The sequence below is a fragment of the Paracoccus fontiphilus genome (assembly GCF_017356265.1).
Lineage (GTDB): Bacteria > Pseudomonadota > Alphaproteobacteria > Rhodobacterales > Rhodobacteraceae > Paracoccus > Paracoccus fontiphilus.
Map to the genome: position 1 here is coordinate 48,607 of NZ_JAFNAW010000011.1, position 22,790 is coordinate 71,396.

A 22,790-nucleotide genomic window follows, 5' to 3' on the forward strand; every position below is an offset into this window, starting at 1 on the left:
ATCCGTTCCATACAACGGCCGGCGGAGGATTTCCCAGAGGCTGCGGCACGGTTCGCCGCAGTCAGGGCGTCATGCGCCGATGGCCATGCGTTCGGCATTCGGCGTCGGCTCGCGCAGGACATAGCCCCTGCCCCAGACCGTCTCGATATGGCTGTCGCCTCCGATCGCCTCGGACAGCTTCTTGCGCAGCTTGCAGATGAAGACGTCGATGATCTTCAGTTCAGGCTCGTCCATGCCGCCATAAAGATGGTTCAGGAACATCTCCTTCGTCAGCGTCGTGCCCTTCCGCAAGCTGAGAAGTTCGAGGATCTGGTATTCCTTGCCGGTCAGGTTCACCGCCTTGCCCTTCACCTCGACCGAGCGGGCATCAAGGTTCACGATGATCTCGCCGGTCTTGATGATCGCTTGGCTGTGGCCTTTGGAACGACGGATGATCGCCTGGATCCGGGCCTGCAATTCCTCGCGGTTGAAGGGCTTGGTCATGTAGTCGTCCGCCCCGAAGCCGAAGCCGCGCAGCTTGCTTTCGGTGTCGTCAGAGCCCGTCAGGATCAGGATCGGCGTGTCGACGCGCGCCAGGCGCAGGTGGCGCAGGACCTCCATCCCGTGCATGTCGGGAAGATCAAGGTCCAAGAGGATCAGATCATAGTCATACAGCTTGGCAAGATCGATGCCCTCTTCTCCCATGTCCGTTCGAAAGACGTTGTAGCTGGCAGCGGTCAACATCAACTCGATCGCCCGCGCCGTGCTGGGATCATCTTCAACCAACAGAATTCGCATGAAAGTTCGCCCCGATTCGTATTAACAAGTCAACCATCGACCCAAAGGGTTAATATGTGGTTACCTTAATCCAGATTCGGAACGACGCAATCTAAGGTTGCCGAAATCTCTGCAAAGCGGTCACTTTCAGCGCGGCCCGGCCATGTTTCTGCACGGCCTTGACCCAGCTGTCGAATTCCTCCTCGGAAAGACCGTAGCGGCGCAGCGCCTCGTCCTTTCGGATCAGGTCGTATAGCACGGCGTTGACCACCGTTTCCTTCCGGCTTGCAACCCATCGGGTATCCTCTGGCGGCAGATCGGCCACCGTCAGGACCCTGCCGTCGGGCAGCACCACAGTGCGAGGAGCGTCGGTTTTCTTCAAGAACATCCCACCTGTCCCATGTCGCGTTCGCCGACATTGGCCCAAATCCCTTAAGCCCGAATTGAGGATGTCAGGTTTTTGGGTCTGTTCGTGGGTTGAGAATAGGCGGCATTTGCCTATATTTCGATGCAATCCTTGCCCGAGACATGCCATGACGCTTCACCACCGCGCCCCGGCGCGCGCTTCCGACTTGAACAGCCTGGGCTTTGCCAAGCCGCCCGCCCAGACGCGGGTGGTGGTCGCGATGTCGGGCGGCGTCGACAGTTCGGTCGTCGCGGCGAAGCTGAAGGCCGAGGGCTATGACGTGATCGGGGTGACGCTGCAGCTCTACGACCACGGGGCGGCCCTGGCGAAGAAGGGTGCCTGCTGCGCCGGGCAGGATATCCACGACGCCCGCCGCGTGGCCGAGCGGATGGGGTTCCCGCATTACGTCCTGGACTACGAGAACAAGTTCCGCGAATCGGTCATCGACGAGTTCGCCGACGCCTACCTGGCCGGCGCGACCCCTGTGCCCTGCATCCGCTGCAACGAGCGGGTGAAGTTCCGCGACCTGTTGGAAACGGCCCGAGACCTGGATGCCGATTGCATGGCGACGGGCCACTACATCCAGCGCAAGGACGGCGACAGCCGCGCCGAGTTGCACATGGCCGCCGACCCGAACCGTGACCAGAGCTATTTCCTGTTCTCGACCACGCAGGAGCAGCTTGATTTCTTGCGCTTTCCCTTGGGCCACCTGGCCAGCAAGGCCGAGACGCGCGCCTTGGCCGCCGAATACGGGCTTGCCGTCGCCGACAAGCCGGACAGCCAGGACATCTGCTTCGTGCCGAACGGAGACTATGCCGCCGTGATCGAGAAGCTGCGCCCCGGCGCCGCTGATCCGGGCGAGATCGTGGACATGGAGGGCAACGTCCTGGGCCGGCACCGCGGCGTGATCCATTACACCATCGGCCAGCGGCGCGGGCTGGGCATCGGCGGCCTGGGCGATCCGCTGTATGTGGTCCGGCTCGACCCCGACCTGCGGCGCGTCGTGGTCGGGCCCAAGGCGGCGCTTGCGACCACCATCGTTCCCATCAGCGAGGTGAACTGGCTGGGCGATCAGCCCTTTGCCGGAGAGATCCCGGTCATGGTCCGCATCCGCTCGACCCGGCCGCCGCGCCCGGCGATCCTGCGCCCGATCGACGCGACGCGCGCCGAGGTCGAACTGCTGGATGCCGAGGAAGGCGTCAGCCCTGGCCAGGCCTGCGTCTTCTACGAGCCGGACAGCACACGCGTCCTGGGCGGCGGCTGGATTACGCTGCGTCGGCGGAAAGCAGCCTGATCCGCTGCACCATGGCGCGCAGGCCGTTCGACCGCTGCGACGACAGGTGCTCGTCCAAGCCGAGGCGCGCCAGTTCGGCCTGGGCGTCGATCTTGCCCACCTCGGCGACCGGGACGCCCGAATAGAGCGCGTGCAGCACCGCGATCAGCCCGCGCACGATCATCGCGTCGCTGTCGCCCTGAAAGTCGAAACGCCCGCCTTCGATCATCGGCATGATCCAGACCTGGCTCGCGCAGCCCTCGACCTTGGTGGCGGGCACCTGAAGGGCCGGGTCCATGAGGGGCATCGCCTTGCCAAGCTCGATGACGTGGCGATAGCGTTCCTCCCAGTCGTCGAGGAAGTCAAAGGTGTCGGCGATGTCTTCAAACGCTTGGGTTGCCATGGCGCGGTCCTTTTGACCCGTGGTTAGCGCGCCAAGGCGGCAAGGTCAAAGTGCCTTTATCCCGCAGCCGATTTCGCCTAACAAACCGAAAACGCCCAAGGGATGGTGACATGACCAAATTGACCGCGCCCCTGCTGATTGCCACGATGGTTCTTGTGGGTTGCGGGCGCCTTGGCGACAGCAACTGGAACCCGCTGTCTTGGGGCAGCGCCCCGGCCCGGTCGCTGGAACCGGAAGGGGGCTATGCCCAAGTCTCGGACGATCGCCCGGACATCCCGCAGATCACCTCGGCCCGGTGGGAGCCCTTGAACGAAGGGCGCCTGCTGGTGGTGAACGGCTTTGCGCCGGTGCGCGGCTATTCTTCGGTTGCCTTGGTCACGGCGCGCCCGATGCCGGGCGACCGCATCTCGCCCGATGCGGACGGCGTCCTGCGCCTGCGGCTGGTGGGTCTGCCACCCGTCCAGGGCAGCGCCGCCCTGCCCGCCCGTCCCGGCGTGGACGAGATCACCGCGGCGATGTCGCTGTCCTCGGTGCAACTGTCGCGGATCGTCGCGGTCGAGATCACCAGCGCCAGCAATGTGGTGACGCTGCGGCGGTAAAGCGTCAAGCCCGTTCTGCCTTTGCTGACGGGCCATAAAGTCCTGTCCTGTTAACCGATGCTCAACGTTTTCCTGCGACGGAATGGCATCGTTTATTGCAGGAAGAAGAAATGACCTTGGATGTTCAGAAGCAAATCCTGATCGAGCAGCGGATCCAGAACGACGTCAAATCGCCCGTTGTCGCCTATCTCCTTCTCATTTTCTTGGGAATGTTCGGGGCGCACCGCTTTTATCTGGGAAAGACAGGCACGGCGATCACGATGCTGATCCTGACGATCCTGGGCATCGCGACAGCGATCCTGGCGGTCGGCTTTGTGTTGCTGCTTGCCGTCGGCATCTGGACGTTCGTGGACATCTTCCTCATCCCCGGCATGATCCGCGAGGAAAAGGAACAGATGCGTCAGCGCCTGACAATGGACGCCATTCACGGCGCCCCTGTTGCAGGTTCCTGAAAGAAGATGGCTGGCGGCTGACCGTTACCGGCTCAGCCCGCCCGCCACGCTTGGCACATCGCCTGCGGCGAAGCCATAGTGGCGCAGCCAGCGCAGGTCGCTTTCGAAAAACGCGCGCAGATCCGGGATGCCGTATTTCAGCATGGCGATCCGGTCGATGCCCATGCCGAAGGCGAAGCCCTGCCATTGGTCCGGGTCGATGCCACCGGCGCGCAGCACGTTGGGATGCACCATGCCGGACCCAAGGATCTCCAGCCAGCTGTCGCCCTCGCCGATCTTCAACTGGCCGCCGGACCAGTCGCAGCGGATATCCACCTCGGCCGAGGGTTCGGTGAAGGGGAAGTGGCTGGCGCGGAAGCGCAGCTCGACCTCGTCCACCTCGAAGAAGGCGCGGCAGAACTCCTCGAGCGTCCATTTCAGTTGCGCCATGCTGATGTCGCGGTCGATGGCAAGCCCCTCGACCTGGTGGAACATCGGCGTATGGGTCTGGTCCATGTCCATGCGGTACACGCGGCCGGGGCAGATCACCCGAATGGGCGCGCCATGGTCCTGCATCGCGCGGATCTGGACGGGGCTGGTATGGGTGCGCAGCACATGCGGCGGGCGATTGTCGCCCGGCGCCCGGCGCATGAAGAACGTGTCGTGTTCCTGGCGCGCGGGATGTTCGGGCGCGATGTTCAGCGCATCGAAGTTGTACCAGTCGGATTCCACCTGCGGGCCTTCGGCGACCGAAAAGCCCATGTCGGCGAAGATCGCCGTCACTTCCTCGGTCACCTGGCTGATCGGGTGGATCGTGCCCTGCGGACGCGGGCGGCCGGGCAGCGTCACGTCCAGCCATTCGCCGGCCAGCCGCGCCTCCAGCGCCGCGTCTTCCAGCGACAGCTTGCGGGCGCGCAGGGCGGCGTCCAGTTCGTCGCGCAACTCGTTGAGGGCGCGGCCGGTGGTCTGGCGTTCCTCGGGCGTCATGCGGCCCAGTTCGCGCATCTTCAGGCTGATCTCGCCCTTCTTGCCCAGGGCGGCAAGGCGCACTTCCTCGATCGCGGCGGGGTCGGCCGCGCCATTGATGCGGTCAAGCCATTGCTGGCGGAGCGGGTTCAGATCGTCCATCGTCATGCCTCGGCGTCCTTGTCGGAGGTTGCGTTAGCATTTGTGGCGGCGCGGGAAAAGCCTTGGCCGCACCAGGCGCGGCCAAGGCCGGGGATCACTTCCAGATTTCCCGGCTGACGCCGTGATCCAGGTCGGGATGTTCGGCGATGTGGAACTGCGGCTGCCGCCCTGCCTTGCGCTGCGCGACATAGTCCCGCGTGACCTTGATGACGGTCCTGGACAGCAGGACAATGGCCACCAGGTTGATCGTGGCCATCAGTCCCATGCTGGCGTCGGCAAAGTTGAACACCGTGGAAACCGCCTGGATCGAGCCCCAGACCACCATGGCAAGCGCCACGCAGCGCAGGATCAGGATACCCGTCCTGCCGCCGCCCAGATAGACGACCGAATTCTCGGCATAGCTGTAGTTGCCGATGATCGAGGTGAAGGCGAAGAAGAAGATCGCGACCGCGACAAAGACGCCGCCCCACGACCCGAAATGCTCGGTCAGGGCGCTTTGGGTCAGGGCCGTGCCCGTCAGCTCGGCCGAGGGGATCGCCCCTGACAGCAGGATCATGATGGCGGTGGCGGTGCAGACCAGGATCGTGTCGATGAAGACCCCCAGCGCCTGGACGAACCCCTGGCTGGAGGGGTGGTGCGGGTCGGGCACGGCGACCGCCGCGATGTTGGGGGCGGAGCCCATGCCCGCCTCGTTCGAGAAGAGGCCGCGCTTGATGCCGTTCAGGGCGGCGGCCATGATCCCGCCCGTGACGCCCCAAGCCGCTTCCTGCAGGCCGAAGGCGTTGGCGATGATCAGGCCCAGGACGCCCGGCACCTCGGACAGGTTCATGAAGATGACGATGATCGCGGCCAGCAGATAGGCGCCCGCCATGAAGGGCACCACGAACTCGGCCACGCGGGCGATCTGGGGAATGCCCCCGAAGATGATCACCGCCGTCAGGGCGGCGGTGGCAAGGCCCACGATCCACTTGTTGATGCCGAACGCGCCCTGCATCGCCTCGGCGATCGAGTTCGCCTGCACGGCGTTGAAGATCATCCCGAAGGCCAGGATCAGCGACACCGCGAAGATGGCGGCCAGCCAGGGCTGGCGCAGCCCGTTGGCGATGTAGAAGGCCGGACCGCCGCGATACATGCCGTCGGGCCCATGCACCTTGTAGAGCTGTGCAAGCGTGGATTCCGCATAGGCGGTCGCCATGCCGACGGTTGCAACGACCCACATCCAGAAGATCGCCCCCGGCCCGCCCAGGGTCAGCGCGACCGCCACCCCGGCGATGTTCCCGGTGCCGACGCGGCTGGCCAGCGACACCGTCAGCGCTTGGAAGGGCGAGATGCCGTCCCGGTCACCCGCGCGCGACCCCATGACGCAGCGAAACATTTCAGGGAAATGGCGGAACTGGATGAAGCCAAGGGACACGGTGAAGTAGATGCCCACCGCGATCAGCCCGTAGATCAGGATATAGCCCCAGAAGATGGTGTTCAGAAAGTCGATGATGGAATTCATGTGCGCGCTCCCAGGCAACAACCGCTGGAACTGTAACACGCTCGTGAGGAACTGGAGCCGCTGGGTCGCCATTTTGTCCCGGCGGTGTTGCCCGCATTCGCCGGAAACCGCCTAGCGGGGCGACACCTCCAGCCAGACGCCGCCATGGGGACGCAGCGTCAGGATCACGCGGGGCTGCGGCGCGCGGTCCGGAACGGACCGGAAGCGGAACCGCGCCAGCAGCGTCGCAAGGATGACCACCGCTTCATGCATCGCGAAACTGGCGCCGATGCAGATGCGCGCGCCCGCGCCGAAGGGCAGAAAGGCATAGCGGTCGGGCGTCGTCAGGAAACGCTCGGGGTCGAAGCTGTCGGGGCGGTCCCACAGCAGGTGGTGACGATGCAGCGCATAGATGGGCAGCATGACCGTATCGCCGGGCAGCACCTCACGGCCGCACAGCCGGTCCGCCACCCGTGCGGTGCGCGACAGGAAGGCTGCCGGGGGGTAAAGGCGCAGGGTCTCGTTCACGATGCGCTGGATCAGCGGCAGCCGGGGCAGATCGGCTGCGGTGGCGGAGCGATCCCCCAGCACGGCCTGCGCCTCGGCCGCGGCGCGGTCCTGCACATCGGGATCGAAGGCACACAGATACAGGCCCCAGGCCAGCGTCAGCGCGGTCGTCTCGTGGCCCGCCACGATGAAGGTCAGCAGATTGTCCCGCAGTTCGTCGCGGGTCATGGTGCGGCCGGTCTCGGGGTCGGCGGCGTCCAGCAGAAGATCCAGAAGGTCCGGCACCCCGTCCGTGCGGGGCGCGGCCGCCCTGGCGTCGATGGCGCGGTCCGCGACCTGCTTCATCCGGTTCAGGCCGGCGCGAGAGAAGATGCGGCCCGGACGGGGCAGCCAGCCGGGCAGGCCCATCACGTCCAGCAAGGAAACCTTGGCCGTCTGCGCGATATAGCCGTCGATGGCCTGGTGGACGGCGCCGCGGTCGAAGGCCTTGTCACCCGACAGCGTCACGTCCGAGATCACCTCGAAGGTCGCGGCGACCGTTTCCTCCAGCAGATCGACAGGGCCGCGGGCGGCGGCAAGGCGGCGGCTGGACGCCTCGGCCGCGGCGGTCATGATGGGGCCAAGCGCCTGGACATGCCGCAGGGCGAAGGCAGGCGCGACGGCCCGGCGCTGCCATCGCCACTGCGCCCCCTCGGCCACGAAAAGGCTGTCTCCGATCGCGGGTTCCAGGATCAGTTTCGTGACGTTGGATTTGGGATAGTCCTCGACCCGGTCCTTGAGGATATAACGCAGGCTGGCCGGGTCCATGACCATGTGGAACCGGATGCCGGTCTTGCCCGAGACGATGGGCTGGCGGGTCGCGATCTCGGGGATCAGTTCCAGAAGGTTGCGCCGCGCGGTCAGGGCCGTGCCGACGATCCCCAAGGGCCGCCGGGCAAGGGCAACCTTGACCGGTTCGGGAACGGCACGGCTGGACGGGCTTGGAGCGTTCATATCGAAAGGATAGGAAGCCTGCCGCCGCCAGACAACGGCGGCAACGAAAAAGGCCAGCGCGTCGCCCGACGCGCTGGCCCCGTTCTGTCGCCCTGCCTGAAATCAGGCGGCGGCTTTCGCCTGCGCCACGATCGCGCCGAATGCCTCGGGCTCGTTCACGGCCAGGTCGGCCAGAACCTTGCGATCAACCTCGATCCCGGCTTTCGCCAGCAGGTTGATGAAGCGCGAATAGGTCATTTCCGCGTCCACCAGGCGGACGGCGGCGTTGATCCGCTGGATCCACAGCGCGCGGAAGTTGCGCTTGCGGGTCTTGCGGTCGCGGGTGGCGTACTGGTTCGCCTTGTCCACGGCCTGGGTCGCGGTACGGAAGTTGCGCGACCGGTTGCCGTAATAGCCTTTCGCCGCGTCAAGAACCTTCTTGTGGCGGGCGTGGGTGACCTTGCCGGATTTAACTCGTGCCATTGTTCAGTCCTCGCGATCAGCGGTTGTAGGGCATGTATTTCTTGACAATCTTGGCGTCAGCGTCCGACAGGACGGTGGTGCCGCGCGCGTCGCGAATGAACTTCGTGGTGCGCTTGATCATGCCGTGGCGCTTGCCGGCCTGGGCGGATTTCACCTTGCCCGAGGCCGTGAACGAGAACCGCTTCTTGGCGGCCGACTTGGTCTTCATCTTCGGCATTTTCATCTCCTTCATCAGAGTGAACGCGCGACTCGGCAATGCCATGGTGGCCGGACGCACGGGTAGGAAGCGCGCCGTATAAGCGCGCCCAAGGGTTTTGGCAAGGGCTTCAGGGCGTTGTTGTCACGCCGCCTGACAGTCGCGCCCAAGCCTGCGGGATCTGCTCCAGGCTGAACGGCTGCGGCCCGAGGTAGGCCGCCGCGAAGACCGCGGCGATCCCCAGCACCAGCATGATCGCAGCCGCGCGGGGCGGCTGCGTCTGCAGCAACTGCACGACGGCGACGACGACAGAAATCAGGCACAGCGCGATGCCGCCCAGCAGCAGAAGATCGGACATGGGAATTCCCGCAGTGATTTGTCTGATCCGCGCTTATTCTGGATCGGAGGCGAAGATCAAGCGTTCGTCGCACGGCGCGATGCGCACGATGTTGGTGCTGCCCGGCACGTTGAAGGGCACCCCGGCGATCACCACCACCTGCCGGGTCTCGTCGGCAAAGTGGAACTCGCGCGCGGCCCGGGTGGCGTTGACGACCGCCTCCTTGAAGCGGCCCAGTTGCGGGGTGATGACGCAGTGCGTGCCCCAGGTCAGGCACATGCGGCGCAAGACCGATTCGACATGAGTCAGCGCGATGATCGGCACCCGCGGGCGTTCCCGGGCCACCAGGCTGGCGGTCCTGCCCGACTGGCTGAAGGCGCAGATCGCGGCGATGTCGGTGGTTTCCGCGATCTCGCGCGCGGCGGTCACGATGGCGTCGGCCACGCTGTGCAGCTTGTTCTGGCGCGAGGCCTCGATGATGGCGCGATAGTTGCTGTCCGCCTCGACCGAGCGGGCGACGCTGTCCATCGTGCGCACCGCCTCGATCGGATACGAACCGGCCGCGCTTTCGGCCGACAGCATGACGGCGTCGGCACCTTCGTAGATCGCGTTGGCGACGTCGCTGACCTCGGCCCGCGTGGGCATCGGGCTTTCGATCATCGATTCCAGCATCTGGGTCGCCACGATCACCGGCTTGGCCGCCGACCGGCACTTGCGGACCAGCCGTTTCTGGATCGGCGGCACCGAATGGATCGGCAGTTCGACCCCCAGGTCGCCCCGCGCCACCATGATCCCGTCCGAGGCCGCAAGGATCTCCTCGAAAGCATCGACGGCGGCAGGCTTCTCGATCTTGGACAGGATCGCCGCCCGGCCCTTGGCCAAGGCGCGCGCTTCCTCGACATCGGCGGCGCGCTGCACGAAGGACAGCGCAAGCCAGTCCACGCCAAGCTGGCAGGCGAACTCCAGATCCGATCGGTCCTTGTCGGACAGCGCGGCAAGCGGCAGCACCACGTCGGGTACGTTCACGCCCTTGCGGTCGCTGATGGTGCCGCCGACCGTCACCGTACAATCGGCGAAGTCGGGACCGCATTCATCGACACGCAGGCGGATCTTGCCGTCGTTGACCAGAAGGTTGCTGCCGGGAACCAGGGCGGCGAAGATCTCGCGGTGGGGCAACTGCACCCGGCGCGAATCCCCCGGCGTCGGGTCCAGGTCGAAGCGGAAGCGGTTGCCTTCCTCAAGGTCGCAGGCACCTGCCGTGAACTGGCCCACGCGCAGCTTGGGCCCCTGCAGGTCGGCCAGGATGGCGATGGGACGGCCCGTCTCGGCCTCGACCGCGCGGATCGCGTCGTAGCGGGCGCGGTGATCCTCGTGGCTGCCATGGCTCATGTTCAGGCGGAACACGTCGGCGCCGGTGTCGAACAGCGCGCGGATCATCTCGCGGGTCGAGGATGCCGGGCCAAGGGTTGCCACGATCTTTACGTTGCGATGTCGTCTCATCCGGTCGCCCTTTTCATCCTGCCGTGCCGTAGTGCCTTTGGCGTTTAGCGCTAACTATGATCCAGATTGCGGGCAGCCGCAACTGGCGTCCCGCCGCACCATGGCATAGACATCCTGCAAGATGAAGGATGACCGACCGATGACAGAACGTGCCTTCTGGACCGAGGGCGAGGATCGTCCGTCCCGCTGGCTGGTCACCTGCGACCACGCGACAAATCGCGTGCCGGCCTGGGTGGGCGGTGGCGACCTGGGCATCGCGGCCGAGGACATGGCCCGGCACATCGCCTATGACGTGGGCGCGGCGGGACTTGCCTCGCACCTGGCGGCGCTGATGAATGCGCCGGCGATCTTCTCGGACTTCTCGCGTCTGGTGATCGATCCCAACCGGGGAGAGGACGATCCGACCCTGCTGATGCGGCTTTACGACGGCACGGTGATCCCTGCGAACAAGAGCGCGGATCAAAGGGAACGCGAGCGCCGCCTGGACGGGCTGCATCGACCCTACCATCATGCCCTGGCGCGCCTGGCGGCCAGGCATCCGGACCGCTGCATCTGCGCGATCCACAGCTTCACGCCGCAACTGCGGGGCCGCCCCCTGCGGCCATGGCAGGTGGGGATCCTGTATTCCTGGCAGGATGTCCGGCTTGGTCCGCCGCTGGTTCAGGCCTGCCGCCGCGCCGGCTGGGTCACGGGCGAGAACCAGCCCTATGACGGCCACCTGGAAGGGGATTCGATCGACCGCCATGCCTTGAAACACGGCCGTCCCAATATCCTGGTCGAAGTCCGCAACGACCTGATCGCGGATGACAAGGGTCAATCGGAATGGGCCGCGCGCCTGGCGCCCATCATTGAAGCGACGCTCGGGGAAACGGGCTTGTAGGGCCCACGGGCTTGGGGTTGTGCCCTGCGACCGGCGGTCTTGGTCCTTCGAACCGCCATGGCAAGCGATAGGTCCGGCTGCAAAAGCCGCCTTCCGACATGCCGTGCTTCCGGCAGGGGGTTGCGCCCGTTGCTCATGCCTCCTGTTCGGAGGTGAATTCCGTTCGCTTCCGATCCAAAGGCGGCGGAGAAATCCCGCGACAGGTCAAGCCCAGCCAGCTACAGGGGCCTGCCGGCTCCGGCCGGAAACCTGACGCTGCCGCGCAAGCTCTAGGGTTGGGTCCCGCCGGACCGGGGAAGAAGGGCGATCCTGCGCTCCAAAGCCTGGAATGCCTCTGTCTGTCCGTAGCGGGGGCGAATGCTTTCAAGCCATGACTGCGCCTCCCTGCGCCAGCTCCACGCCCTTGCGCCACTGCGGGAAGGGCGAGCCGCTGTTGGTCTCGTTGACGTGCAGGTCGATGATCCGGCCCGCCGCCTCGGCCGTGCGCTCGATCTCGGCCACGCTGTTGTCGGGCGAGGCGTCGTCAAGCACGATCACCTCGCGCAGCGGGTAGTCCTGGTCGAAGACGCTGCGCAGCCGTTCGCCGACATAGGCTTCGTACCTGTAGTTCGGCACGACCGCCGAGACCGTCGCCGTATGGGGGGCAAGCCGCCGGATAAGGCCGAAGACATAGTCGGGGAAGTCGTAGTTCCTGGCGATTTCCTGCCGGCGCGCCTCGACCGCGTTGGGGTCCTGGCCGCTGATGACGTCTAGGATCGCGTCCGTGACGGCCATCGGATCGGTCTGCGGGACAAGCACGCCATGCCTGCGGATCAGGTCGTCGCAGCCGCCCGTGCCCTCGTGCCCGATGATCGGCAGGCCGCTGGCCAGGGCCTCCAGCACGACCGAGGGGAACGGGTCCTCGCGCGAGGCGAGGTAGAACGCGTTCGCGGCGGCATAGTAGCGCGCCAGCTTGCGGGGCGTCAGGATCTGTATCCGGTTGCCAAGCCCCGATGCCTCGATCTCGGGCTGGAACCAGTGCGTCGTCTCGCTGGCCGGAGAGCCGATCCACACAAAGGCCACATCATCGTGCTTCGAGCAGATCGAGAGAGCCGTGGCGATGAAGCGGTCAATCCCCTTGCGCAGGTCGGCATATCCGATGCCCAGCACAATCCGGGTATTGCTCTCGAGCCCCAGTTCGGCGCGAACCCCGTGGTCGCCCCGAGCGATCTCGAGGACGTCGGCGTTGAAGAGCCCCTGGGGGAAGATCTCGGCCGAGTTCCTGACCTCGCCCGCGAAGGACTCGAAGCCCTGCCGGACGCGTTCCGCCGGAAAGATGACGTGATCGGCTTCATCCGAGATATGGCCTGCGGGTCCATCGAGCCCACAGCTTTTCAGCAGATTCGGCAGTTCATGGACAAGGGAGACGACCGTGAACCCCGCCGCCTTGAGCGCAGGGACAAAGCGCCCCGCCGGTGTCGTGTTGGTGATCGCAAGCGTGTGCCCGTTCTTCGCCAGACGGCCGATGATCGATCTTGCCTCGCCCCCGCGGACGATATGGACGTCTCCGACGGCATGATAGCGGTCAAGCAAGAAGCCGGTATCGCCCAGGATGAACGACACCTTGACGCCGAACCGGTTTCTCAGCGTCCGCCCGATGTTGAGGGCGAGGACCTGCGCGCCGTTCATGTGCGCATCGTGCCCGACGATCACGATCTTCGCATCTGTCCGCCTCTGAGCCGCCGAAGCATGATGAAGCGCCCGCGACAGCGCGTTCAGGTAAGCGGCCCCGTAGTGCACATCGGGTTCAAGAACCGCGCCTTCAGCCATTCGTTCCAGGCGTTCACGCAAAGGAACTGTTCGCCATGCACCGGGTTCCGGCGGGCGAACTCCAGCATCTGGTCAGCCCAGGCTTCGAACTTCGCCGGGGTTGATCCATGTAGCACCATGCCCCGGCCGGGCCGACGCGCCTCGTTGTCCCACGTCGGCGTGATCGTGCGGATCAGCGGGAAATCGGCAGAGGTCTCGCTGACGGAACGATCCACCGCCGCATCGTAGCTGAAGATGCCGCCGACATACTTCGAGTCGAGCATCTGGACCTGCGCGTTGATGGGCGGCAGGTTCTGGCAGATCTTGTGCGGCGGAAACTCGATCGCGCCGTCCAGGCCGTATTTCCGAGGGTCGAGGTCGCCAAATCCCTGAGCCATCATGATGACCGGATTCAAGCCATGCCGCGACCGCATCAAGTCCCGCCATTTTTGGACGGTCGTGCTCGCGTCGGGAATTTGTCCCGGCCGATAGATGAAGAACAGCGGACGATCTCCGACGCGGACATAGCGCGGATCTTTCATGTGCCGGGCGAGGTCATCTATGAACGCGCCGTCATCCTCTTCGCGATAGTTTTGCGCGAGGATGATTTCCTTGTCGGACCCGTCCCACGTCCGTGTCCAGTTCTCGTTGGCCCACATCAGGCAGAACGGGAAATCGAGGCTGGGGTCAGCAAGCAGCCGCTCCATGGGCTTTTCAAGCACACGCTGGCCGTCGAACCAGTAGTGATAGAAGCAGAAGCCGTGAATGCCGGCTGCCTTTGCCATCTCGATCTGGCGGCGCATGACGTCGCCTTCTGACAGGTCATAGCAACCCAGGTCGCGCGGAATTCTCGGCTGGACATGTCCGGTGAAACGCGGCAGCGCGCGCGGAAGATTGCGCCATTCCGTGAAGCCCTTGCCCCAGCTTTCGTCATTCACCTCGACCGTGTGGAACTGCGGAAGGTAATAGGCGAGAACCTTGGCGCGCTTGCGTCGGCCAACTGCGATCGTGGGGTCGAACTCTTCGAAATGCGGCCCTGGCGAGACGGCGAACGAATGCGCGGCAAAGACGTCTCCTTCCGCCTGCCGGCCAAGTTTGGGCAGCAGACGCCCTTCAAGGTGGCCTGCAATGCAGTAGTGCAGGAAGGGGTTCATCTTCGCGGCGGCAATATCGGGGTTCATCGACAGGTAATGCCAGGACGAAAACCAGGGCGTCGGGTCGCGTCCCTGCAGCCACCCTTCCGTCAGATAATGCGACGCCGGGTCCGAAGGACGCTGGTCCGCGGCAAATCCGCTGAGGTAGAACTCGGCATCGAACAGTTCGTCAATCAGATGCGTATCAGGATGGCGGACAGAGGCAGGCTGTTCGACAACAGGCGCTTCCGCATCAGAGGGCGCGGTCGCGACACTGTCCGGGGTGGCGCCGCCGATTTCCATGTCGGGCTGTCCGGGAGGAGTAGGTTGAGCCTTTCCCTCGCCCGGCGCCTGGGGCTGCGCCGCATCGGCAAGCTCTCTCAGGCTGTCTGCGAAAGGAATCCTCAAGCCGCCATACCGGACATCGAAGCCCGCGAGGCTGACCGGGGCGCCGGATTCAAGCAAGCCCGAGTTGATCGTCGCCAGGAAACCGGCCTTCTCGGGCGCATGAGGATAGCTGACCCGGACATCCACCCGCTCGTGACGCTTGATGGTGACCGGCACCTGGTGTCCGTTGTAGAAGACGGCGAACTGTCCGGACGGTTCCGTGTCGATGACCCAGCCTTAGATCACGCCGTCGCCAACCTGCTCGACGAAGCCCTCGGCATTGAGCAGGTCGCGCTGTTGCGCGCCACTGTTCGTCTCGATTCCCTCGCTGGAGGAGAAATCTACCGTTTCCGCGTCTTTACTGAGCATTAGCGATCTCGTGCTTTCAAATTGCGTTTGTCAGGACGCCGTCGATGCAGGGGAGCATTTCTCCGTTCGACAGACTATCTTCGTTGGTCCGTGATTGATGCGCGGCCCTTCCCGGACGACGTTGAGGCGCCAGGGCGCTTGGCGAAAGCGGGGTCCGTTCGGGCTGCGGACGAGGATCGGCGCAGCAAGAAGGTGACCGGTCCGGGCGCCGTCTTTCCTTGATCTGCATCCTCAGTTTCTCCGTCAGGTTCCCGGTCCTTGCCATCTTCCGCAAGAAAGTGAAAGCAGCTCTCAACCAGAGCGATCCTTTGTCGGCGCATGGGCAACACACCGCCGGAAGGCTGCCAAGTCCCCTGCCCGGGCCTTCCTCCGGTCGGTTGCCGGTGCGGGGCCGGTCGCACCCGAAGAACAGCCGTGACCAGGTCTTCGCGAGGCGTCTCAGGTGGCGGAGGCCACCATCACCCGCGTTCCCGATTCCGCGCATATGCCGGACAAGGGCTCCGGCACGGGGCGGTCGATGAAGAGGGCATCCATCTGTCGCAGGGAAACGACCCGGATCGGGGCCTTCCGCGCGAACTTGGCCGAATCCGTGACCAGCCAGCGCTCTCGGGCCTGGCGCAGGATGGCGCGGCTGACCCGGACCTCGGCAAGGTCGAAATCAAGGATGTCGCCATCCTCGTCCAGGGCGGAACAGCCGATGATGGCATAGTCGGTCTTGAAGTTGGCCATGAACTCGATGGTCAGGTCCCCGATCAGGCCGCCGTCCGAGCGGCGCAGAAGACCGCCGGCAAGCAGCACCTCGCAACTGTCGTTGGCGGCCAGGATGTTCGCCACGTTCATGTTGTTGGTCACGACCGTCAGGTTGCGGTGGCGCAGCAGCGCCCGCGCCACCGCCTCGGTCGTCGTGCCGATGTTGAGGATCACGGAGCTGTTGTCGGGGATCTGCGCCGCGCAGGCACGGCCGATGGCGGCCTTGGCGCCTTCGTTCATGCGCCGCCGTTCGTCATAGGCGATGTTGCTGGCGCCGCTGCGCAACACCGCGCCGCCATGGACACGGTCCAGCACGCCTTGGTCGGCAAGTTCGGCCAGGTCGCGGCGGATGGTCTGGGGCGTCACCTCCAGACGCGCCGACAGTTCCTCGACGCTGGCGCGCCCCGAGGCGCGGACGAATTCGAGGATCTGCATCTGCCTGATGTTCATCCGCTTCGTCTCGCGCCGAGGAAGTCGTTCCTTTCCAGCAGAACGCGCGCCGACCGCATGTCAAGCGAAAACAGATGAGCCGAAACGAACATCGATGTTGACAGAACGCGCGCCCCGATGTTCGACTTGACCGTGGGGAGAGAGGTTTGGCGATGTCGGCGGCGACTGTTCTGTTCGTCATCGGTGACAGACACGGCGGCACGGGCCTGACCCGAAATGCCGCGGAAACTGGTCTTTTCGCATCCCGTGACGCTGTGTTCCCCCGCCCGGCAACAGTTCCCGGCAAGGGGGCGGCCCCGTCCCTCAGGTCCGCCCTGACGGGATCAGTCCCCGGACAGAAACAGGATTACCCACCCGGCGAAGGAATTGCGGCATGACGCTGGAACTGCGTGGCGTCAGCAAGGAGGTCGCGGGCCAGATCTGGCTTCATCCCACCGATCTGGCGCTGGCGGCGGGCAGCATGAACGTGCTTCTGGGGCCGACCTCCTCGGGCAAGACAACTTTGATGCGCCTGATGGCGGGCCTGGATCAACCGGGCACGGGCCGCATCCTGTGGCAGGGGCAGGACGTCACCGGCCGTCGGGTGCAGGACCGCCGCGTGGCGATGGTCTATCAGCAATTCATCAACTATCCGTCGATGACGGTTTATGACAACATCGCCTCGCCCCTGCGCCTGCAACGCATCGCGCGGGCCGAGATCGACAGCCGCGTTCGCCGGACGGCCGAGATGATGCGGCTGACCCCGCTTCTGCACCGGCGGCCGCTTGAGCTGTCCGGCGGCCAGCAGCAGCGCACGGCCCTGGCGCGGGCGCTGGTCAAGGGTGCCGGGCTGGTGCTTCTGGACGAGCCGCTGGCAAACCTCGACTACAAGCTGCGAGAGGAGTTGCGCGCCGAGATCCCCCGCATCTTCGAAGCCTCGGGCGCGATCTTCGTTTATGCCACGACCGAGCCCGAGGAGGCGCTGCTGCTGGGCGGCCATGTCGCGACCCTGTGGGAAGGGCGCGTGACGCAGTTCGGCCCGACACCGCAGGTTTATCGCGCGCCCTGCGACGCCGTGACCGCCCGGGTTTTCAGCGATCCCCCGATGAACTTCAAGGCGATCCGGGTGACGGGCGGAGAGGCGGAACTGGACGGCGCCCGCTGGTCCGTCGATGTCGGTGATGGCCGCTATACCGCAGGTTTCCGCGCCCCGCACCTGACGCTTGAGCAGGGCCGGCGCGCCCTGCCCCTGAAGGCACGGCTGGACGCGACCGAGATCACCGGCGCCGAGACCTACCTGCACCTGCTGCACGGGCAGGACCGCTGGGTCGGGCTGGTGCCCGGCGTGAGGAAGCTGCCCGCAGGAGCGCCCCTGACGGTCTGGCTGGACTCGGCCCATGTCTATCTTTTCGATGAAGCCGGTCGGCTTGCCCGCCCTGCCCCTTCTTCGCGGGCAGCCTGATGGCCCGCATCACGCTCGACAGCCTTGCCCACAGCTACAGCGCCGCGCCCAAGGGCGATGCCGACTGGGCGCTGAAGCCCATGTCGCTGACCTGGCGAGACGGCGGCGCCTATGCGCTGCTGGGGTCGTCGGGCTGCGGCAAGACCACGCTGCTGAACATCATCTCGGGCCTGCTGCGGCCGTCGCGCGGGCGGGTGCTGTTCGGGGACCGCGACGTGACGGACCTACCCACGACGGACCGCAACATCGCGCAGGTGTTCCAGTTCCCGGTCGTCTACGACACCATGACCGTGCGCCAGAACCTGGCCTTTCCATTGAAGAACCGGGGCCTTCCCGCGGCCCAGATCGCCGCGCGGGTGGACGCCGTCGCCCGCATGATCGGGATGGTGGACACGCTGGACCGCCGCGCGCGGGGCCTGACGGCGGATGCCAAGCAGAAGATCAGCCTCGGGCGCGGCATGGTCCGGCAGGACGTGAACGCGATCCTCTTCGACGAGCCGCTGACGGTGATCGACCCGCAGATGAAGTGGGAACTGCGCACCCAGTTGAAGGCCCTTCACCGCGAGTTCGGCCACACGATGATCTATGTCACCCACGACCAGACCGAGGCGCTGACCTTCGCCGACGAGGTGGTGGTGATGTCCGAGGGCCGCGTCCTCCAGGCGGGAACACCCCAGTCGCTGTTCGACGCGCCCGCACATACCTTCGTGGGATACTTCATCGGCTCGCCCGGCATGAACCTGCTGGACGCGCAGGTCCAGGGCGCCACGGCCCTTGTCGCCGGGACCGCGATCCCGCTGGCCGCCCCCTATGCCGCGCCGAAGGGCCGCGTGCAGATCGGCATCCGCCCCGACGCCGCCCGCCCCGCCGCCGAGGGCCTGCCCTTCCGCCTGCTCCGCACCGAGGACGTGGGACACCACCGCATCCTGCGCGGCGAGATCGCGGGCGCGCCCTTCAACATGGTCGTCCCCGAGGATGAACCGATCCCCGCCGGTTTCGACCGGGTGGCGCTGGACCCCGCCCGCATCGGCGTCTTCGTGGATGACTGGCGCATCGAACCCGCCGAAAGGGCCGCGTGATGGACAAGCCCGTCAACAACCGCGCCTGGTTCCTGGTCCTGCCGGTGCTGGTCATCGTCGCGTTCTCGGCGGTGATCCCGCTGATGACGGTGGTGAACTATTCCGTGCAGGACACCTTCGGGAACAACCAGTTCTTCTGGAACGGCCTCGGCTGGTTCCAGGACGTGCTGGAAAGCGACCGCATCCACGCAGCCTTGGGCCGCCAGCTTCTGTTCTCGGCCATCATCCTGGCAATCGAGATCCCGCTGGGCATCTTCATCGCGCTCAACATGCCCAAACGCGGCTTCTGGGCCAGCCTTGTCCTGGTGCTGATGGCGCTTCCGCTGCTGATCCCGTGGAACGTGGTGGGCACCATCTGGCAGGTCTTCGGCCGGGTGGACATCGGACTGCTGGGGCATACGCTGGCGGCGCTGGGCTTCGACTACAACTATGTCAACGACCCCATAGACGCCTGGGCCACGATCATCGTGATGGACGTCTGGCACTGGACGTCGCTTGTCGCGCTGCTCTGCTATGCGGGGCTGCAATCCATCCCCGACGCCTACTACCAGGCCGCGCGCATCGACCAGGCCAGCCGCTGGGGCGTGTTCCGATACATCGAACTGCCCAAGATGTCGGGCGTGCTGCTGATCGCGGTGCTGCTGCGCTTCATGGACAGCTTCATGATCTATACCGAGCCCTTCGTCGCCACCGGCGGCGGTCCCGGCAACGCCACCACCTTCCTGTCCATCGACCTGGTGAAGATGGCGATCGGGCAGTTCGATCTTGGCCCGGCGGCGGCCTTCAGCCTGATCTACTTCCTCGTGATCCTGCTGATTTCCTGGGTGTTCTACACCGTCATGACCGCGCAAAGGGAGGCGCTGTGATGGCCTCCCGCGGATCCGCAGTGGTGATGACCCTGTACCTGCTGTTCCTGCTGGTGCCGATCTACTGGCTGGTGAACATGAGCCTGAAGACCAATGCCGAGATCACCGGCACCTTCAGCCTGTATCCGCTGAACCCGACGCTGAACAACTATCGCGTGATCCTGACGGACTCGAGCTGGTACATGGGCTATGTCAACAGCCTGATCTATGTGGTGATGAATACCGCGCTGTCGCTGGCCGTGGCCCTGCCCGCCGCCTATGCCTTCAGCCGATACCGCTTTCTGGGCGACAAGCACCTGTTCTTCTGGCTGTTGACGAACCGCATGGCGCCGCCGGCTGTCTTCGCGCTGCCCTTCTTCCAGCTTTATTCCGCCGTGGGCCTGTTCGACACCCACATCGCCGTGGCGCTGGCCCATTGCCTGTTCAACGTGCCGCTGGCGGTCTGGATCCTGGAGGGCTTCATGTCCGGCGTCCCGCGCGAGATCGACGAGACCGCCTATATCGACGGATATTCCTTCCCGCGCTTCTTCGTGCGGATCTTCATGCCGTTGATCGCCAGCGGCATCGGGGTCGCGGCCTTCTTCTGCTTCATGTTTTCCTGGGTGGAACTGCTGCTGTCGCGCACGCTGACCTCGGTGAACGCCAAGCCCATCGCGGCGACCATGACTCGGACGGTCAGCGCATCCGGCCTGGACTGGGGCGTTCTGGCGGCGGCGGGGGTGCTGACCATCCTGCCCGGCGCGCTGGTGATCTGGTTCGTGCGGAACTACATCGCCAAGGGTTTTGCCCTGGGGAGGGTGTGATGCACCGGCGCGCCGTCACCACCGGCTTCACCCTCGCCGCCCTGCTGATGCTGGGTCTGCTGGCCTGGCTGGTCCTGCTGGTCCCCGCCGAGGACGGCGTCCGCGAATGGAGCGGCAGCCTGAACCCCGGCGGCTGGATGGCCTGGACCTTTCCGACCGCGCTGTTCTTCTGGGTGATCGCCGCGCTGCTGCTGGTGTTCACCTGGGCCGCCATCCGATCCCCCGAGACGCCGCGCAAGGGCGTCCTGCGGATCTGGACCACCCGGGGCGACCGGCTGTTCATCAGCCTGCTCGGCTCGGCCTTCATCAACCTCGGCTGGCTGGGATTTGGAGGAGTCCCGACCTGGGGAGGATTGATCCTGTCGTTGATCTACGCCGCGGCGGTGTTCCGCTGGGTGTGAAACGGGCCGCAAAGGCCCATCCTGGGGAGGAGACACGAATGAGACTTCATCTGACGACCGCCATGGCGCTTGCGCTGATGGCCACCGGCGCACCGAACCTGGCAATGGCCGGGATCGAGGAGGCCAAGGCTTTCCTGGATGCGGAAATCGGCGACATGTCGAGCCTGGACCGCGCCGCGCAGGAAGCCGAGATGCAATGGTTCATCGACGCGGCCGCCCCGATGGCCGGGATGGAAATCAAGGTGGTGTCGGAAACCATCACCACCCACGAATACGAATCCAAGACCCTCGCCCCCGCCTTCACGGCGATCACCGGCATCAAGGTCACGCATGACCTGATCGGCGAAGGCGACGTGGTGGAAAAGCTGCAAACGCAGATGCAGTCGGGCGAGAACATCTATGACGCCTATGTCAACGACAGCGACCTGATCGGCACGCATTGGCGTTACCAGCAGGCGCGCAACCTGACGGACTGGATGGCGAACGCGGGCAAGGACGTGACGAACCCGAACCTGGACATCGACGACTTCATCGGCAAGTCCTTCACCACCGCACCGGACGGGAACCTGTATCAACTGCCCGACCAGCAGTTCGCCAACCTGTACTGGTTCCGCAAGGACTGGTTCGACGACGAGACGAACAAGGCCGAGTTCAAGGAGAAATACGGCTACGACCTGGGCGTGCCCGTCACCTGGTCGGCCTATGAGGACATCGCCGAGTTCTTCACCGGCCGCGAGATCGACGGCAAGCAGGTCTTCGGCCACATGGACTATGGCAAGAAGGACCCGTCGCTTGGGTGGCGTTTCACCGACGCCTGGCTGTCGATGGCGGGGAACGGCGACAAGGGCATCCCGAACGGGCTGCCGGTGGACGAATGGGGCATCCGCGTCGATGAGAACAGCCGCCCGGTCGGAAGCTGCGTGGCGCGCGGCGGCGACACCAACGGTCCGGCGTCCGTCTATGCGATCCAGAAGTATCTGGACTGGATGACCAAGTTCGCGCCGCCCGCGGCCCAGGGGATGACCTTCAGCGAAAGCGGCCCCGTCCCCAGCCAGGGCGAGGTCGCCCAGCAGATGTTCACCTATACCGCCTTCACGGCCGACTTCGTCAAGGAAGGCCTGCCGGTGGTGAACGAGGACGGCACGCCGAAATGGCGCTTCGCCCCGTCGCCCCATGGCGCCTACTGGCAGGACGGCATGAAGCTGGGCTATCAGGACGCGGGGTCGTGGACGCTGCTGAAATCGACGCCCGACGACCGCGCGAAGGCGGCCTGGCTTTATGCGCAGTTCGTGACCTCGAAGACGGTGGACGTGAAGAAAAGCCATGTCGGCTTGACCTTCATCCGCCAGTCCACGCTGGACCACCAGTCCTTTACCGACCGCGCGCCCAAGCTGGGCGGGCTGATCGAGTTCTATCGCAGCCCCGCCCGCCTGCAATGGTCGCCCACCGGCACCAACGTGCCGGACTATCCGAAGCTGGCGCAACTGTGGTGGCAGGCGATCGGCGACGCGGCATCCGGCGCAAAGACCGCGCAAGAGGCGATGGACAGCCTGTGCGCGGAACAGGAAAAGGTGCTGGAACGGCTGGAGCGTGCGGGCGTGCAGGGCGACATCGGTCCCAAGCTGGCCGAGGAGCATGACCTGGAATGGTGGAACAACCATGCCAAGGAGAATGGCAGCCTCGCCCCGCAACTGAAGCTCGAGAATGAGGACTCGCAGCCGGAAACCATCAGCTATGACGAGCTGGTGAAAAGCTGGCAGCAGTAAGGATCGCACCAAGGACCCGGGGTCGCCGGGTCCTTCCAAGGCGTGCCCGCCTTCCGCGCGGCTTTGGTCCGCAGCGGGAACGCCCTTGACGGGCAATCGCCGGTCGAACCGCCGCGACGTCCATCATTTCAGGCCCTTGAAGCGCGAAAGGCCATAGGCAAGTATCGGCCGATCCGCCTTGCGGAACCTTTTCGCCAGCCGGAACG

The 22,790-nt window shown here is 65.2% G+C and carries 24 protein-coding genes; 10 read left to right on the forward strand and 14 right to left on the reverse strand.

Annotation, left to right across the window (positions count from 1 at the left end; genetic code table 11):
- Positions 1-69 precede the first annotated feature (69 nt).
- Complete coding sequence (gene ctrA / locus J0F76_RS06230; protein WP_207466914.1) at positions 70-777, reverse strand: response regulator transcription factor CtrA; 708 nt, start codon at positions 775-777, stop codon at positions 70-72.
- Positions 778-868: 91 nt separating this feature from the next.
- Positions 869-1,144 carry a CtrA inhibitor SciP gene (gene sciP, locus J0F76_RS06235; RefSeq protein ID WP_207466916.1) on the reverse strand — a complete coding sequence of 92 codons (276 nt, stop codon included), beginning with the start codon at positions 1,142-1,144 and terminating at the stop codon, positions 869-871.
- A 145-nt stretch (positions 1,145-1,289) separates the two neighbouring features.
- Between sciP and mnmA the strand changes: the two genes are divergently transcribed.
- On the forward strand, positions 1,290-2,456 hold the full coding sequence (mnmA, locus tag J0F76_RS06240; RefSeq protein WP_207466918.1) for a tRNA 2-thiouridine(34) synthase MnmA: 1,167 nt from the start codon (positions 1,290-1,292) through the stop codon (positions 2,454-2,456).
- Here mnmA and J0F76_RS06245 read toward each other — a convergent pair.
- Positions 2,428-2,838, reverse strand: a complete 411-nt coding sequence (locus J0F76_RS06245) for a SufE family protein (protein ID WP_207466920.1) — start codon at positions 2,836-2,838, stop codon at positions 2,428-2,430. The two genes, mnmA and J0F76_RS06245, sit on opposite strands and share 29 nt — an antisense overlap.
- A 110-nt stretch (positions 2,839-2,948) precedes the next feature.
- On the opposite strand from J0F76_RS06245, the gene J0F76_RS06250 reads away from it, so the two are divergent.
- Both J0F76_RS06250 and J0F76_RS06255 read left to right on the forward strand, forming a co-directional pair.
- Positions 2,949-3,437, forward strand: coding sequence for a hypothetical protein (locus J0F76_RS06250; protein ID WP_207466922.1), 489 nt, complete (start codon positions 2,949-2,951; stop codon positions 3,435-3,437).
- 110 nt (positions 3,438-3,547) lie between these two features.
- Complete coding sequence (locus J0F76_RS06255) at positions 3,548-3,889, forward strand: TM2 domain-containing protein (protein ID WP_207466923.1); 342 nt, start codon at positions 3,548-3,550, stop codon at positions 3,887-3,889.
- Between the two features lie 24 nt (positions 3,890-3,913).
- Here the strand turns inward: J0F76_RS06255 and pheS are convergent, their stop codons facing one another.
- The 7 genes from pheS to pyk all read right to left on the reverse strand — a co-directional run bounded on the left by pheS (position 3,914) and on the right by pyk (position 10,471).
- Positions 3,914-4,996, reverse strand: coding sequence for a phenylalanine--tRNA ligase subunit alpha (gene pheS, locus J0F76_RS06260; protein WP_207467002.1), 1,083 nt, complete (start codon positions 4,994-4,996; stop codon positions 3,914-3,916).
- A 94-nt stretch (positions 4,997-5,090) separates the two neighbouring features.
- Entirely contained in the window at positions 5,091-6,497 is a 1,407-nt protein-coding gene (locus J0F76_RS06265; RefSeq protein ID WP_207466925.1) for an alanine/glycine:cation symporter family protein, read from the reverse strand.
- A gap of 111 nt (positions 6,498-6,608) precedes the next feature.
- Positions 6,609-7,976: a cytochrome P450 gene (locus J0F76_RS06270; RefSeq protein ID WP_207466934.1), complete on the reverse strand. Its 1,368-nt coding sequence runs from the start codon at positions 7,974-7,976 to the stop codon at positions 6,609-6,611.
- A gap of 102 nt (positions 7,977-8,078) precedes the next feature.
- Positions 8,079-8,438, reverse strand: coding sequence for a 50S ribosomal protein L20 (rplT, locus tag J0F76_RS06275; RefSeq protein WP_103171045.1), 360 nt, complete (start codon positions 8,436-8,438; stop codon positions 8,079-8,081).
- Positions 8,439-8,454: 16 nt separating this feature from the next.
- Positions 8,455-8,655, reverse strand: coding sequence for a 50S ribosomal protein L35 (gene rpmI / locus J0F76_RS06280; protein WP_187793478.1), 201 nt, complete (start codon positions 8,653-8,655; stop codon positions 8,455-8,457).
- Between the two features lie 109 nt (positions 8,656-8,764).
- Complete coding sequence (locus J0F76_RS06285) at positions 8,765-8,992, reverse strand: hypothetical protein (protein WP_207466936.1); 228 nt, start codon at positions 8,990-8,992, stop codon at positions 8,765-8,767.
- 33 nt (positions 8,993-9,025) lie between these two features.
- Positions 9,026-10,471, reverse strand: coding sequence for a pyruvate kinase (gene pyk / locus J0F76_RS06290; protein ID WP_207466938.1), 1,446 nt, complete (start codon positions 10,469-10,471; stop codon positions 9,026-9,028).
- A 139-nt stretch (positions 10,472-10,610) separates the two neighbouring features.
- Between pyk and J0F76_RS06295 the strand changes: the two genes are divergently transcribed.
- Positions 10,611-11,351, forward strand: a complete 741-nt coding sequence (locus J0F76_RS06295) for an N-formylglutamate amidohydrolase (protein ID WP_207466940.1) — start codon at positions 10,611-10,613, stop codon at positions 11,349-11,351.
- Positions 11,352-11,714: 363 nt separating this feature from the next.
- Here the strand turns inward: J0F76_RS06295 and J0F76_RS06300 are convergent, their stop codons facing one another.
- The 4 genes from J0F76_RS06300 to J0F76_RS06310 form a co-directional block, all read right to left on the reverse strand.
- Positions 11,715-13,160, reverse strand: coding sequence for a glycosyltransferase (locus J0F76_RS06300; RefSeq protein ID WP_207466942.1), 1,446 nt, complete (start codon positions 13,158-13,160; stop codon positions 11,715-11,717).
- Positions 13,106-14,836 (reverse strand): glycoside hydrolase family 99-like domain-containing protein, encoded by a 1,731-nt coding sequence (locus J0F76_RS06305; RefSeq protein ID WP_207466944.1) that lies wholly within the window; start codon positions 14,834-14,836, stop codon positions 13,106-13,108. The genes J0F76_RS06300 and J0F76_RS06305 overlap by 55 nt, the downstream gene beginning before the upstream one ends.
- 60 nt (positions 14,837-14,896) lie before the next feature.
- Entirely contained in the window at positions 14,897-15,028 is a 132-nt protein-coding gene (locus J0F76_RS21145; protein WP_278250403.1) for a hypothetical protein, read from the reverse strand.
- A 438-nt stretch (positions 15,029-15,466) separates the two neighbouring features.
- Positions 15,467-16,228, reverse strand: coding sequence for a DeoR/GlpR family DNA-binding transcription regulator (locus J0F76_RS06310; protein ID WP_207466946.1), 762 nt, complete (start codon positions 16,226-16,228; stop codon positions 15,467-15,469).
- 373 nt (positions 16,229-16,601) lie between these two features.
- Between J0F76_RS06310 and J0F76_RS06315 the strand changes: the two genes are divergently transcribed.
- The 6 genes from J0F76_RS06315 to J0F76_RS06340 are packed head-to-tail and all read left to right on the forward strand — an operon-like array spanning position 16,602 to position 22,584.
- On the forward strand, positions 16,602-17,669 hold the full coding sequence (locus J0F76_RS06315; protein ID WP_207466948.1) for an ABC transporter ATP-binding protein: 1,068 nt from the start codon (positions 16,602-16,604) through the stop codon (positions 17,667-17,669).
- On the forward strand, positions 17,669-18,748 hold the full coding sequence (locus tag J0F76_RS06320; RefSeq protein WP_207466950.1) for an ABC transporter ATP-binding protein: 1,080 nt from the start codon (positions 17,669-17,671) through the stop codon (positions 18,746-18,748). Before J0F76_RS06315 ends, J0F76_RS06320 begins: the two co-directional genes overlap by 1 nt.
- Positions 18,748-19,614 (forward strand): carbohydrate ABC transporter permease, encoded by an 867-nt coding sequence (locus tag J0F76_RS06325; RefSeq protein WP_207466952.1) that lies wholly within the window; start codon positions 18,748-18,750, stop codon positions 19,612-19,614. Before J0F76_RS06320 ends, J0F76_RS06325 begins: the two co-directional genes overlap by 1 nt.
- Entirely contained in the window at positions 19,614-20,417 is an 804-nt protein-coding gene (locus J0F76_RS06330) for a carbohydrate ABC transporter permease (protein ID WP_207466954.1), read from the forward strand. The genes J0F76_RS06325 and J0F76_RS06330 overlap by 1 nt, the downstream gene beginning before the upstream one ends.
- Positions 20,417-20,818, forward strand: a complete 402-nt coding sequence (locus J0F76_RS06335; RefSeq protein WP_242690029.1) for a DUF2160 domain-containing protein — start codon at positions 20,417-20,419, stop codon at positions 20,816-20,818. The genes J0F76_RS06330 and J0F76_RS06335 overlap by 1 nt, the downstream gene beginning before the upstream one ends.
- Before the next feature lie 38 nt (positions 20,819-20,856).
- On the forward strand, positions 20,857-22,584 hold the full coding sequence (locus J0F76_RS06340) for an ABC transporter substrate-binding protein (RefSeq protein WP_207466955.1): 1,728 nt from the start codon (positions 20,857-20,859) through the stop codon (positions 22,582-22,584).
- The last annotated feature ends 206 nt before the right edge of the window (positions 22,585-22,790 follow it).